This window comes from Anaerotignum sp. MB30-C6, assembly GCF_030908465.1.
In the GTDB taxonomy this organism is placed as follows: domain Bacteria; phylum Bacillota; class Clostridia; order Lachnospirales; family Anaerotignaceae; genus Chakrabartyella.
Genome location: NZ_CP133078.1, coordinates 1,607,456 through 1,621,895 on the forward strand (window position 1 = coordinate 1,607,456; position 14,440 = coordinate 1,621,895).

The following is a 14,440-nucleotide window of genomic DNA, read 5'->3' on the forward strand; positions in this document are numbered from 1 at the left end:
TTGCTTTTTTTTAGAAAGCAAGTCTTTTTATACTTTATACTCATTCATTTTTAACATGATTTTTTATTGCCTCGAAACTCTCTTTACTAATCACATGCTCAATACGACAGGCATCTTCAGAGGCGATTTTTTTGTCCACCCCAAGGCGAACCAGATAAGATGAAAGTAATTCGTGGCGCTCATAAATCATCTCTGCTATTTTTTTGCCCGACTCAGTTAGGTAAATAAAACCTTCCTTTGTCACATAAATATGTTCCTTTTCTCTCAAGTTTTTCATAGCCACACTGACGCTAGATTTTTTAAAACCTAACTCCTCAGCAACATCAACGGAGCGAACCACAGGCTTTAACTTGCTTAGTATCAATATCGTTTCTAAATAGTTTTCAGCAGATTCATTTATCGTCATAACATACCTACCTTTATTTTTAACAATAATGCTTTTTCTTTAGTATATCAAAAAAATCATTGTTAAGCAAATTTCAAAATTTCTAAGATATTATTTGACAACCGATATCAGTTAGTATAAACTAACTTTATCACTATGTTCATCCATCTTTTGTATAAACAAAACTGAAAAAGAAAAAGAGGATGAGACAGAATGCAAAGACATAAAACGAAACAAAATCATACCAATACTTTTTGAATACTACTATGCTTAATTAGCAATAAACTTAGACAATTTTATTTAACCCTAGGCGGTATTTCAAACATAATAAGCTTCCGACTCCTTTCTACACATTCAAAGTATAATCATCTAAATTTATGTTTGTGGGGGAGGGTTTACGGAAATATTGGCTGAGCTGAAGCATTATCAAAGGGTGCCCTTTGCGCTGAAATCAACACAACATGAACTTATTTACATAAAATAATATGAAGTTCCTTGTAACAATTTAAGTAGTTTTTAGTATGTTCATTACTTCTATACACTTTTAACATAGAATGGGCGGTTTAAATATGAATAAAAAATCTTCTTTTTATAGAAACGGAATCGATTACCATGAAATTATTGAATGCATTGTAAGTGCATTGGATGCGAAAGATCCTTATACTGCTGGACACTCTCAGCGGGTAAGTGACTTATCCTTGGAGGTATGCAGGATCTTGGATTTAAGCCATAATGACACAGAAAAGATACATATTGCTGCTCATCTTCATGACATCGGGAAAGTAGGTGTGCCGGATAGAGTATTAAATAAAGAAGGTAAGCTAACTGTAGATGAGTGGGCCTATATGAAAAAACATCCACAAATCGGTGCACAAATTTTAAGCAAATCCCATCATTTAAATGAGCTGAAAGATATGGTTTTATATCACCATGAGCGGGTAGATGGCAGAGGGTATCCAAAAGGCTTACAGGGAACAGAAATTCCATTTGGATCAAGGATTATTGCTGTTTGTGATTCCATTGATGCGATGTTGTCCAATAGAAGTTATCGAAAAGCCCATACCTACGAATTCTGCTATAACGAAATAGAGAAAAATCTGGGGACTATGTATGATGTAGAAATTGGTCAAATGGTACTTAGGCATTGGGACATTGTTTTAGACCTTTATGCATCCAACCATAAAATCAAAAACTTAATTTAATTGAAGGATTTCTAACCCAATATTTTTTCAGTTTCTCCTCATCCCCTTTATGAAAAATTCAGGGTGAAATTAAGGCATTGAACTAGCGTTGAATTTGACAGATGGAATGTCAATTCAAGCAAAACTTCCTTCAAAATAAAGGATGAGCATTCATTTTGGGGAAACAATATTCTAAGGGCTACAGCGAGCCCAGACGTAAAGACCGTTTTTATGGTCAAAAGGAAGTATAGATATATGGTAATGGGCTTTCCTCCTATCATTTTAAGGCGATTTTCCTGTAACGATTAGGAATTTGAAATCAGTTTCACATAAAGGAGGCTTTTTATTGAAAAAAGAAATTAAAGTTTTTGATTATGCCAGCGAAGTTTTAAATGGTATGAAATCTGGTGCTTTACTAACGACCAAGGTGGATGAAAAGCTAAATTCCATGACTATTTCATGGGGCTCTTTGGGAGTACAATGGGAAAAACCTATTTTTATTGCTTATGTTAGGGAAAGCAGATTTTCAAAAAAACAGTTGGAAACCAATCAAGAGTTTACAATTAATATTCCCATTGGTTCTTTAGATAAAAGAATCCTTGAGGTCTGCGGAACAAAATCAGGAAGAGAAGTGGATAAGATAAAAGAACTAGGCTTAACCCCAGAACCCCCCCAAAGCATCTCTGTCCCTGGAATAAAAGAACTCCCCTTAACTTTGGAGTGCAGGGTTATTTATAATCAAAAACAGAATGAACAGCAAATTCCCCAGGAAATCAAAAAGGATTTTTATCCTCAAAGTGTAGCGAGCGTTTTTCATGGGAGCAATAAAGATTATCATACAGCTTTTTATGGCGAAATCGTAAGTGCTTATATCATTGAGTAAGATGAAATGCAGGCAAAAACATTCATTAATTTTCATATGCTAGGAGGAATTAGTATGATTTATGATTTTAAAGTGAAAGATTCCAATCAACAACTTGTCTCTTTAGACAAGTACATGGGTAAAGTGTTACTCATTGTAAATACAGCCACCCAATGTGGACTTACCCCTCAATATGAAGGGCTACAAAGCTTATATAACAAGTATCGCTCTCAGGACTTTGAAATTTTAGACTTCCCTTGTAATCAATTTCTTGGACAAGCCCCTGAAAGTGATGCTGAAATATCACAATTTTGCAGCCTTAACTATAAAACTACATTCCCTCGCTTCGCAAAAATTGCTGTAAATGGTAAAGATGCTGACCCTCTATTTCAGTACCTGAAAAAGGAAGCATCTCACGAAGATGAGAATGAGGAAGAAAAAAATTTTGTAGACAAGCTTAAGTCTCTGGGACAAAAAGTATTGACACCAGAGATCAAATGGAATTTTACAAAATTTCTGATCAACAAAGAAGGTAGGGTGGTGAAGCGGTATTCCCCTACCAGCAAGCCCGAAAACATTGCAAAAGATATTGAAAGAGAACTTGCAAAGTGATTGAAAAGCCTTGTCTGGGATTTCAATTTCTCAGGTTATAAAATAAAAAAATACAAACACTATAGGTACTGTTACGGAATTCTTCCGACGGTACCTTTTTTAATGCTTTACTTTATATGAAAATGCCGTGTAAAGTATTTTTTTCTATGCAGGTTGTCTTATGTAATTTTATCACAGAAAATTTTCTGCAAAACAGCTATGATATAAAAAATCAAAGAAAAGAGGAGATTAGATGCTTGGCCTATTTAAAAGAAATAGTGGAAAATCTATTCACGTAAATGATATAGACGAATTAATTGGCAATATAGAATTGCTTGATATTAGAGAACCTTTTGAATTTACAAGTGGCAGTATTAAAACTGCCAAAAACATTCCTATGGGGAATTTATTATCTTCTCCAGATCAGTACTTACTCAAGGATAAGACATACTATCTTTTATGTCACACTGGAGCAAGAAGCAGCACTGCTTGTAGAATCCTTGGAAATCAAGGCTTTGACGTAATCAATGTTGCCGGTGGTGTATGGGCATATTCTGGCACCCAAAGAAACTAACGGAAAACGAAGTAGGTGGATTATAACGGATATTCTTGATGGTGTCGCGCATCGGCGGCAGTAAACTGCTTCCTTCCTTGACACCTAAGCAAAATGACTAAGGAAGCCCTGGCTCTGGCGAACCCAGAGCTTTTCTTAAAACAGTACAATATCCATGTTCGGGTAAACAGCGAAGTAGTAACCATTGAGCGTATATAAAATAAGCTGTTTTTATCCTCTGGTGCATCCTTCATTGTGGCAATGTTTGAAGGATTGAAAAAATAAAACTATTTACCGTTGGCAACGTAGCTGAGTTTGACCGTCTTAACCAGTTTATGAAAAACCTTAACTCAAAGGGTATTACAGCTATCGGTGTAGACGTTGCAGAGAATTTACGTAATACAGACTTTAATGTCATAATCTTCCACAAAGAGATGGTTATAAGGCTTAAATTTTATTAATACGTGATTGAAAGCATTGTTGAAAAACCATGTAATCCTTGGTTACGGTAAAAAAATCCACCCTCAAGATAAACCGAAAGGATGGATTTATTCCATATGCTTATTTTTCTTCCACAACCACGTCATACTCCCAGTCAGTCATTCCGCCAAAATCATATACATCGGTGTAACCTAGCGCCGCTAATTCTATAGCTGCCAAGGCACTTCTTCGGCCACTACGACAGTATACAAGTATGGTAGCATCCTTATCTGTAAGAATAGAGTCTGCCTTTTCCCCAATTTCATTATTGGGAAGTAAGATGGCATTGGGAATATGACCCTCATCAAATTCTTCTTGAGTTCTTACATCTAATATAATCAAATTTTCCTCTGCCTGTATCATATCATAAGCTTGACTGGCGGATATGGTCTGGTATCCTGTATTACCCGAATCTCTATCTGTGCCGCATCCGCTGAATAAAGAAAGGGTAAGGAGTAGGGCAAGTAATATTTTTTTTATACTTTTCGTTTTCATATGAACCATCCTTTCTAAAATAGAATATTCTATCTTCACTCAGGCTAGAGAACCTAAGTGATTTCGTTATATATGAAAAAGTAATTTATGGTAACTGAAAATCGGTGAGAAATAATGTAGCTTGTATCCAATAAATGACTTGCCTTATATTATATCAAAAAAGATTGATACATCAACATTTATATATAAAACCTTGAAGGGGAAAGAAAATATTAGCGCTGTGCAAATAAAAAACCAGTTGAAAAAAGTTGGGAGACGGAACCACCTTACTATTTCAAACTGGCTCTATTATTGAAATAAATTCTATTTAGCTAAAGGCATTCCGATATGAAAAAAGCCGTCTTGAGGCGCATTTAGCAAGTAATTAATTCTTTTCTATAAGAGTCAGGCATGTGTCCATTGCTTTTTTTGCAATCCCTATGGCTTTATCCAACTCTTGGGGCGTAATGGTGAGTGGTGGGTTAAAATAAAGCACATTTCCTAAGGGACGAAGAATTAAACCATCTTTGAGGGCTTCCTTGTATACCTGATAACCAACTCTTAAACCACTGTCAAATGGCTTTTTACTTCCTTTATCCTCAACCAATTCCATTGCATGAATTAAACCAATGGAACGAATTTCTCCCACATTCTTGTGGTTTCCAAATTCTTCATTCATTCTTTTACTCAAGTAATCAGCATTTTTTTGTGCTATTTGCAAAATATTTTCTTCTTTTAATACTTTTAAAACGCCCAAAGCGGCAGAGCAGCCCAATGGATTTCCGCTATAAGTATGGCTGTGCATAAAGGCTTTCCCCTCATTATAATCAGCATAAAAGGCATGATATATTTTTTCTGTGGTGACGGTAAGAGACATAGGCATATAACCACCAGTTAGTCCTTTGGATAGGCACATCAAGTCCGGTGTAATTTCGGCATGGTCGCAAGCAAACATTTTACCTGTTCTACCAAAACCCGTTGCTATCTCGTCGGCAATGAGTAATACATCATATTCATCACACAAACTGCGTAGCTTTTTCAGATAAAGAGGGGGATAAATTCTCATTCCAGCACTGCCTTGCAAAAGGGGTTCTACAATTATCCCAGCTGTTTCTTTTGCATATTCTTCAAACATTTTTTCTGCTTTTATAAAGCACTGGCACTGGCAAGTCTTTCGATTTTTTCCGTGCGGACAGCGGTAGCAATCGGGTGCTTCTATTTGAATGGTATCCATCAGCATTGGTTTATAAATCTTTGCGTATAAATCCATGGCTCCTACGGATAAGGCCCCCATGGTTTCACCATGATACCCATCAGATAGGTACATAAATCTTATTTTTTCAGGCTTTCCCGTTTGATAATGGTATTGAAAGGCCATTTTCAAGGCACATTCCACAGCGGCAGAACCGTTATCGGAAAAATTAAATTTCGTAAGTCCCTTGGGTAATACTTGAACCAGTTCTTCACAAAGGGTAACAGCACCTTCGTGGGTAAAGTTGGCGAAAATCACATGCTCCAGTTTATCTAGCTGATTTTTGATACTTTCTGTAATTACTGGGTTACAGTGGCCCAAAAGATTACACCACCAAGAGCTTACAATATCAATATATTCTTTCCCATAAATATCATATAGATAGACGCCTTTTCCTCGTTCAATGGGAATAGGGGGCATGTCTTCATAATCTTTCATTTGGGAGCATGGATGCCAAACATACTTTAAATCTCTTTCTTCTAAGCTCAATTAAATTCCCCCTTTCTAAAAAGCCTTTGCAAGTTTTCCAATGAAATATCTATGGTTTCATCGCCTTTTTTCACACAAGCAATGACGGGTACACCCGTTATTGCTTCAATCATCTTCATATTATCCTGTTCCATCTCGCTATTGGTATAATGGTTAAGAATAATTCCAGAAATCCCAATGTCCCTTTGCTTCAAATATTCCACCGTTAAAACCGTTGCATTGATGGTTCCAAGGCCTGCATTTGCAACAATAAGGGTGGGGGTGGCAATGGTTTTTATGATATCCTCTAGCAAAATCTTTTCATCATCCCAACGAATGGGGCAGACGATACCACCACTGCCCTCGGTAACGACATAGTCAAACTGGGAACAAACCCTTTCATAATCCGCCTGAACTTTTTGCAAATTAACTGGGTTTCCTTCTATCTGTGCCGCCAAATGTGGGGAAACAGGGGTTTTATATAAATAGGAAAGAAGGGTGTCCTCCCTTTGTCCTATTTGGGCATACTGATTCACATAGCCTGCGTCACTTTCCGCTACACTGTGGGCACCACTTAAGGCAGCTTTGTAATACCCACAATGCAATCCGTATTTCCGCATTTTTTTAATAAGTAACGCAGAAACATAGGTCTTACCTACGTCCGTTCCCGTTGCCGTTACAAATAACCCTTTACTCATGAGACTTCACCTCAAATCCCAACTCTGCAATCATTTTTAAGTCCGTCTCAATGGAAATCCCTGCTGTTGTAAGCATATCCCCTGATATGGCAGCGTTTGCCCCGCTTAAAAAACAGGAGCGGCCTTTATCCAATAGAAGACCACGACCACCGGCAAGGCGAATATATGCATCAGGTAAAATAAAACGATATACTGCAACAATACGTCTTATTTCCTCCTCCCCAAGAGGTTTCAATCCCTCGTAGGGAGTGCCTTTTACAGGGTTAAGCAAGTTAATTGGAATACTTTTTATCCCCAGTTCCTTCAATGAAAAGGCCAAGTCAATTCTATCCTGTATACTTTCTCCAATGCCAAAAATACCACCGCTGCATATGTACATTCCTGCTTCTTTGGCAAGGCCAATGGCGGAAACTTTATCTTCAAAACTATGGGTGGTGCACATATTGGGGAAATTACTTTTTGAAGTCTCTAAATTATTATGAATTCTGGTAAGGCCTGATTCATATAAGCGTTGGTACTGCTCCTTTTTCAAAAGCCCAAAAGAACCACAAACTTGAATTGGAACTTTCTCTTTGATCTCCGCCACTGTGGCACAAACCTTTTCAACCTCATCATCCCCCAGGGTTCGGCCAGAAGTAACCAGAGAATAACGTAAAACACCTTGCTCACAATTATACTTTGCATGATTTACAATTTCTTCGGAGGAAAGGAGGGGATACTCCTCACAACTGGTGTCATAATGCATAGACTGGGCACAGTATTTGCAATTTTCTGAACAGTGTCCACTTTTGGCATTGATGATGGTGCAAATATCAAAAGTGTCTTGACAGAAGTGTATTCTAATTTCATTTGCAGCTCGGCATAGTTCATCTAGTGGTTGTGAAAAAAGATGAAATGCATCTTCTTGGGTAATCGGCAACTTCTTTAAAACTTTTCCCTTTATTTCTGTAATAAAATCCATATCCTTACCCCTTTCTGATTACTGGAAGTGTTCTTTTTGCAATCATCGCAGCAATAACGCATAACACAATATCCCCAGGGACAGCCAAAATAAAGCAGTAAAGAAATAAAGGCCATAACCCAATGGGTGAGTCTAAATAAAAGTTCGAAATTCCATAATAGTAAACCATACCGAATAAATAAACAATGCCTAGACCTACAAAATTTGCAGCATATAGTCTCTTATAGGATGGATTGAGAACTTTATTGGCAATGATTCCTGTTGCATAAGCACCAACACAAAAACCGATGATGTAGCCAAAGGTAGGGGTGAAAATATAGCCAATTCCGCCACCTTGGGTGAAAATAGGCAACCCCATTAAACCTAAAACAATATATAGACCTACACTCATGGCACCTAATTTCCCACCTAAAAGCAATCCAGCCAAAGTGGTAAATAGAAATTGCAATGTAAAAGGCAGAACGGGTATGGGAATACGGATAAATGCCCCGATTGCAATTAAAGCGGTAAATAAGCTAACCAGTGTTAAGTCCTTCATTCTTAATGTCATCATTCTTACTCCTCTACATTTAAATAAACTTTTGTATATCCAGATAAGTTTACTTTTTCTACCTTTTATTGATACCACAAGGGATAGATTAGCAAGAAAAGTCAGCATTGTCTATACAGATGTCTGTATTTGGTTTACAATCCACTTGCTATAAAGCCACATGTGTTTCCAGTGTTGTGTTTTCTAATAGATAGAAGTAAAGCCAGGCCTAATCAATTCATTCATGAAAGTCTATTTTTAGTTATCATTAAGGTGTAGAAGTAAAAATGTGTAGAAGTAAAAAAACACACAGCTCTATATAAGTTAAAAGAAATACTTAAAGTGATTTTCAGTCTTTATCGTGATAAAAACTCTCATAACACACTTTTTTTAAAAGAATTATAAAAAAATAAGAAAATTTTTCAAAAAACCCTTAAGTAGTTTGAAAATTATCCGATGTAATAGTTGTACAGCAAAAAAGGAAAAATTTGTTGATACAATTTGGTAATGATATAGTTACCAATTTAGCAAGCAAAATCAGTGCACGGATTTGCTTGTATATTCTAACATAGGAATGTAAGGATGCATTCCTTATAAAAACAAGGAGGTTTTTTATTATGAGAATTCAAAACAATATCGCAGCTTTAAACTCCCACAGACAGTTGGGTGCAAACAACACTGCAGTAGGCAAGAACCTTGAAAAATTGTCTTCCGGTTTCAGAATCAACAGAGCTGGTGACGATGCTGCTGGTTTGGCTATTTCCGAAAAAATGAGAGCGCAGATTAAGGGCTTAGAAACAGCTTCCAAAAATGCTAACGATGGTATTTCCTTGGTTCAGACAGCGGAAGGTGCTTTGACAGAGGTTCACTCCATGTTAAACCGTATGTCCGAATTGGCAACCCAGTCTGCCAACGGTACATATGACAACGACACTGACCGTGCAAACCTTCAGAAAGAAGTATCTTCCTTGACTTCTGAAATTGATCGTATTTCCGAAGGTACAAACTTCAACGGAATTAACTTGTTGGATGGCTCTTTGAACAATGGTTCTACCGTCTCTTTAAACTTCGGTGCGACTGCTATCGAAGCTTCTGCTGGCAAAGATTTTGCAGGTACCGTTCAGATTGCTGCTGCTGCTGCTAATGCTGAAGGAATTACTGTTGCTATTGCAGATGATGGTTCTACTTTAGCAATTTCTTTAGGTGCACAGACAGCCGCTTCTTATAGTGCAAGTCAAATCAATCAGGCTGTTAAGGATGCAGTTGCGACTAAACTTGCAGGTGGTACTGTAGCTGATGCGGACAAGGCTAAAGTTTCTGCATTATCTTCTTTTGAGGCATCTTTCACAGGTTCCCTTTCAATTGAGGCTACTAGCACTTTAGACACTACCGCAAAAGCAGTAACTCCTGACCCAACAAAGGCAGGTTTAACATTACAGATTGGTGATACAGCAGATAACTTTAACCAGTTGACTGTTAAGGTTGGTGCTATGGATTCCAACTCTTTGGGAATTGGTGCAGTTGATATTTCTAACCAGACAGGTGCTCAGGATGCTGTTGCAAAAATTAAAGCTGCAATCAATCAAGTATCTTCTACCCGTGGTGACCTTGGTGCAGCACAGAACCGTTTGGAACACACAATCAACAACTTGGGTGTTACAGCCGAAAATATGACAGCTGCTGAAAGCCGTATCCGTGACGTTGACATGGCAAAAGAAATGATGAACTTCACAAAGAATAACATCCTTACACAGGCTTCTCAGGCTATGCTTGCACAGGCTAACCAGTTGCCTCAGGGCGTTCTGCAGTTATTGCAGTAATTTCCTTAAAACCATTTTACTTTTTAGTAATAAAAAAAGCCCATACCTTTGGTATGGGTTTTTTAATAAGGAAATTCTTAATTGTGTACCTAGGATTCAAAAGGAACCTATGGGTATACTTTACCCTTTCTTTATTAACGAGAATCTGAATCAATGTTAAGGGATTTGCTAATTTTAGTAAGCCAAAAGGGGTTAATTATGAATATTTTTAATTATTTAATATATATTTTGATCGCACCTACCCATGCTATGGTAAAGTGGTAACGTGTTGACTTTTGTCTTTTATAATGATAGAATCTAATAACAATTTCCACTGGAAATAAAATGAAATTTTTTTTTAGTAAAACATAAGAGATTCAAAAATGCTTGAATAACCATACTTATCATTTTTTAAATAATAATAACATTAAAAACTCTTCAAAATTCACGAAGGAGGACGCTGCAAAAATGCCTCTAACTAAAAATATCCTTATTGTTGACGATAACAAAAAAAATCGGCAAGTGCTGTCCAAAATTTTATGTAGCCAATACAACATAATAGAGGCAGAAAACGGCAAAGAAGCTCTGGAAATTTTAAACCACCACTATAAAAGCATTTCTGTAATTCTGTTAGATATCGTTATGCCCGTAATGAATGGGTATGAATTGTTGGCTGAACTTCGCAGTGATGCTTTTTTAAGTAATATTCCTGTTATTGTTACTTCTGGAAATGAGGAAATCGATATTGAGGTAAATGCTTTGTCCCTTGGCGCCCATGATTTTATTCAAAAGCCCTACCTTCCCGATGTCATAAAACATCGAGTAGCAAATACCATCTATTTAAGAGAAACGGCATGCCTGATAAGTTCAGTCCAAAAAGATGCTCTAACAGGTTTATATTCCAAGGAATATTTTTATCGTTTGGTTGAAGAAATTTTACATAACAATCCCGACAAGAAGTACGATATTATTTGTGCTGATATCGAAAGATTTAAACTTGTTAATGAACTCTATGGAACCAAAGAAGGAGACGCTCTCCTTCGGTATGTCGCTAATATGCTCCAAGACAAAGTGCAGGATTTAGGAATCTGCGGACGAATTGGCGGAGATGTATTTGCAATTATCATTGACCATCAAGAAGAATACGAAGAAGAATTCTTCTTAGAAAGCATAGAGTATATTAACAAGCTTAATGCCAGTTTAAACTGTGTCATCAAATACGGTATCTATGCAATCGAAGACAGAACCTTACCTGCCAATATCATGTGTGACCGTGCGTGCTTGGCAGTGGAGTCTATTAAAGGAAAATACGGAACTTACTGTGCCTTTTATGATGATACCATTCGTCAAAAGCTTCTGCATGAACAGTTCATATTATCTAACATGAAATCGGCTTTGACAAATAAGGAGTTTGTGGTTTTTTATCAGCCTAAGTTTGATTTGATGACAGAAGCAATTTGCAGTGCAGAAGCCTTGGTAAGGTGGTTTCATCCTGAAAAAGGAATGATTCCTCCTAATGAGTTTATTGAAATTTTTGAGAATAACGGCTTTATCACTGAACTGGATCTTTATGTTTGGGAGGAAGCATGTAAATGGATTCGCTCTTGGATAGATCGGGGGAATGCTCCAGTTCCTGTTTCTATTAATATGTCACGGGCTGATATCTATAATCCCAACATTGATAAGATTCTGTTGGATTTACTTGGTAAGTACAAATTAAATCCAAGCCATATTTATTTAGAAATAACGGAAACTGCCTACACAGAAAATTCGGAGCAAATGGTAGAAGTGGTGAGCAGACTAAAAAAACTTGGGTTTTTGATAGAGATGGACGATTTTGGCAGTGGGTATTCCTCTCTTAATATGTTATCTGAGCTGCCCATTGATGTCATTAAGTTGGATATGCGTTTTGTTCAAAATCAAGATAGCTCAAGAAATAAACGTAGTATTATGAGCTTTGTCATTAGCCTGGCAAAGTGGATGAACTTAATGGTGGTGGCCGAAGGCGTTGAAACAGAAGAACAGGTAAATTTACTAAAGGTTTTAGGATGTCAAAGGGTTCAAGGGTATTATTTTTCTAAGCCATTACCTTTAGATTCCTTTGAGGAACTGATATTTAGGGTGAACTCAAACAACGCTGATAATAATAAACCTGTTACCATTAGCCAGTTACCCAATGATAGACCTCGTTTGAGCTCAAATAAAAAAAACATGGTGATTTTTGATTGGGATTCTCAAGAATATGAAGCCTTCGAAAAGGTTTTCGCAAATAAGTACAACGTAAAAAATATGAGCACAACGGAAGAAACGCAAGCTTTTATTCATAAAGAGAAATCGAAGATTGCGATTCTGATTTTTGCTGTGACCCCAAATATTTCAATGGATCAAATTACGAATGTTGTTACTCTATGTAAGCAATATGACATCCCTGTAATTACCATTCATTCTTCCATAGAGCTAATGGGAAGTGCGGTTTCCCTTGGCGTTTTGGACTGCATCCTAAAGCCATATGCCATTGAAACATTGAATAATACCGTGGAAAACACACTATGTCGCATGAAGGTTGTTCAATTCCAAAAAGAAGTAAATATCAACGATGCCATAGTTGAAATGAAAAAACGGGCAGAAGTTGACTTCTTGTCAGGTCTTCTCAATCGTTCCGAACTGAAAATGCAGATACAAGATTTTTATAGCCAACAAGGCTCTGCAGGCGTATTTATCCTAATTGATATTGATCATTTCAAGTCAATCAACGTGGCTTTAGGCTATGGGGTGGGGGATAAAGTTCTGTGCGCAGTAGGAGAGATGCTAGTAAGTATTTTTAATGAGACTACGATCATCAGCAGGATGAATAGTGATTTATTCGCTGTATTTATCCCCTTCGAAATTGAAAAACAAGAGCTAGAACGGAAACTAGATAAGGTATGTCATACCATAGCTTACGATAATGCCAACTTAAACCTTACGCTAACTTGCTCCGTTGGTGTTTGTTTTTCACCGGATCATGGTACAAATTTTGAAGATTTATACAACCATGCAGATATTGCCCTTTTGAATGCGAAAAAAGAACAAAATGAGAGCTATGTCATTTATGAAGATGGTATGAAAGCACCAGTAAACCAGAAACTGGAGGAACAGGCTCTTAAGCTTTTGGACGATGTTTCCGATGCTATGTTTGTTTGTGATGCAATTACCAGTGAAATCATATACATAAATGATACCGCATGCAAAATCATTAAAAAACCTAGAAATAGTTGTATCGGGGCTAGGTGTTATCAGCTTTTCTGGGACAGCTGTAAGAATTGTGACTTCTGCTTCCAAGTGAATAATCATGCACTGAACTTTTATGAAGAGGATGCGTATTTAAAAGATGGAAAAACAAAGGTGCATTTAAAGGCTAAAGTTGGCGAATGGGATGGTAAGAAAGTGAAAATCCATTATCTCCAAAGCATTTAAACGAATATATTCTGTATTAAAATACAATGGAGAGGGTTAAATTCCACTCCTTTCGTTCAAAAATTGTGCTTATAATTGCTGTTTTTCTAACCTTTGTTTTAAAACAGCAATCAACATGGCTTTTAACAAATTGCACAGACAAAACCACATTTGCAAAATTCAGGCTAATAATTTGTATCATTCTAAATGAAATAAAATTACTTACACATATATGGAGGTAAGTACATGCGTGGCAAAAGAAATAAACAGGTTGCTTCAATTTTTGGCAAAATCTTAGTGGGTGTAGCAATCGCTTTACTGGTTAGCAGCATGGCACACAGGTATGAATTAACGATTTCCAAGGAACAGTATGTTGAGAGTACACTCGTCTATCTTGAGATGTTTTTACTCTTAATAATTATTATCTTAAATGTAGTTAACTTCATAAGAATCCTTACATTTTTGTTTAGTAGGAAGTTTATTGAGTTGAGGGCTATCTTTTTAGGATTGTTTTCAATTTCAATTCTAGGTTTATCCATGGCTATTGATGCACCAACCTTAATTTATTTAACCTAGGATGATGATTCAATTCACCATGTTTATGAAGTCTAAATAGATTTTTTTATAAAAACCTACTAAAAAAGTGAATATGATTATCAACGCAATACTTTGAGCCTCTTTTACGATCAAAATGAAGTATATAGTTGACCCCACTAGGTATAACTCTTAGTGGGGTACATTTTATTACAATAAAACACAATGCATAGAACCT

Annotated in this window: 13 protein-coding genes; 7 read left to right on the plus strand and 6 right to left on the minus strand. The window is 36.7% G+C overall.

The genetic code is table 11. The features are described from left to right. Positions 1-40 precede the first annotated feature (40 nt). Complete coding sequence (locus tag RBQ60_RS08160; protein WP_307883216.1) at positions 41-406, minus strand: metal-dependent transcriptional regulator; 366 nt, start codon at positions 404-406, stop codon at positions 41-43. 548 nt (positions 407-954) lie between these two features. On the opposite strand from RBQ60_RS08160, the gene RBQ60_RS08165 reads away from it, so the two are divergent. The 4 genes from RBQ60_RS08165 to RBQ60_RS08180 all read left to right on the plus strand — a co-directional run bounded on the left by RBQ60_RS08165 (position 955) and on the right by RBQ60_RS08180 (position 3,593). Beyond that, positions 955-1,587: an HD-GYP domain-containing protein gene (locus tag RBQ60_RS08165; protein ID WP_307883217.1), complete on the plus strand. Its 633-nt coding sequence runs from the start codon at positions 955-957 to the stop codon at positions 1,585-1,587. A 325-nt stretch (positions 1,588-1,912) separates the two neighbouring features. Then, positions 1,913-2,449, plus strand: a complete 537-nt coding sequence (locus RBQ60_RS08170) for a flavin reductase family protein (protein ID WP_307883218.1) — start codon at positions 1,913-1,915, stop codon at positions 2,447-2,449. Positions 2,450-2,503: 54 nt separating this feature from the next. Then, complete coding sequence (locus RBQ60_RS08175; protein ID WP_307883219.1) at positions 2,504-3,040, plus strand: glutathione peroxidase; 537 nt, start codon at positions 2,504-2,506, stop codon at positions 3,038-3,040. Between the two features lie 232 nt (positions 3,041-3,272). Next, positions 3,273-3,593, plus strand: a complete 321-nt coding sequence (locus RBQ60_RS08180) for a rhodanese-like domain-containing protein (RefSeq protein WP_307883220.1) — start codon at positions 3,273-3,275, stop codon at positions 3,591-3,593. 540 nt (positions 3,594-4,133) lie between these two features. Here RBQ60_RS08180 and RBQ60_RS08185 read toward each other — a convergent pair. The 5 genes from RBQ60_RS08185 to RBQ60_RS08205 form a co-directional block, all read right to left on the minus strand. After that, on the minus strand, positions 4,134-4,547 hold the full coding sequence (locus RBQ60_RS08185) for a rhodanese-like domain-containing protein (RefSeq protein WP_307883221.1): 414 nt from the start codon (positions 4,545-4,547) through the stop codon (positions 4,134-4,136). Between the two features lie 364 nt (positions 4,548-4,911). Next, positions 4,912-6,267: an adenosylmethionine--8-amino-7-oxononanoate transaminase gene (bioA, locus tag RBQ60_RS08190; protein WP_307883222.1), complete on the minus strand. Its 1,356-nt coding sequence runs from the start codon at positions 6,265-6,267 to the stop codon at positions 4,912-4,914. Continuing rightward, on the minus strand, positions 6,264-6,944 hold the full coding sequence (bioD, locus tag RBQ60_RS08195; RefSeq protein WP_307883223.1) for a dethiobiotin synthase: 681 nt from the start codon (positions 6,942-6,944) through the stop codon (positions 6,264-6,266). Before bioD ends, bioA begins: the two co-directional genes overlap by 4 nt. Next, positions 6,937-7,905: a biotin synthase BioB gene (gene bioB / locus RBQ60_RS08200; RefSeq protein WP_307883224.1), complete on the minus strand. Its 969-nt coding sequence runs from the start codon at positions 7,903-7,905 to the stop codon at positions 6,937-6,939. Before bioB ends, bioD begins: the two co-directional genes overlap by 8 nt. Before the next feature lie 4 nt (positions 7,906-7,909). Beyond that, positions 7,910-8,455 (minus strand): biotin transporter BioY, encoded by a 546-nt coding sequence (locus RBQ60_RS08205; protein WP_334307455.1) that lies wholly within the window; start codon positions 8,453-8,455, stop codon positions 7,910-7,912. 596 nt (positions 8,456-9,051) lie between these two features. Here RBQ60_RS08205 and RBQ60_RS08210 point away from each other — a divergent pair. From RBQ60_RS08210 to RBQ60_RS08220, 3 genes are all read left to right on the plus strand, one after another. Beyond that, positions 9,052-10,254, plus strand: a complete 1,203-nt coding sequence (locus RBQ60_RS08210) for a flagellin N-terminal helical domain-containing protein (RefSeq protein WP_307883226.1) — start codon at positions 9,052-9,054, stop codon at positions 10,252-10,254. A 447-nt stretch (positions 10,255-10,701) separates the two neighbouring features. Continuing rightward, positions 10,702-13,689, plus strand: coding sequence for an EAL domain-containing protein (locus RBQ60_RS08215; protein WP_307883227.1), 2,988 nt, complete (start codon positions 10,702-10,704; stop codon positions 13,687-13,689). A 225-nt stretch (positions 13,690-13,914) separates the two neighbouring features. Next, the gene (locus RBQ60_RS08220; protein ID WP_307883228.1) at positions 13,915-14,244 is read left to right on the plus strand and encodes a hypothetical protein; all 330 of its coding nucleotides are present in this window, start codon (positions 13,915-13,917) and stop codon (positions 14,242-14,244) included. Positions 14,245-14,440 lie beyond the last annotated feature (196 nt).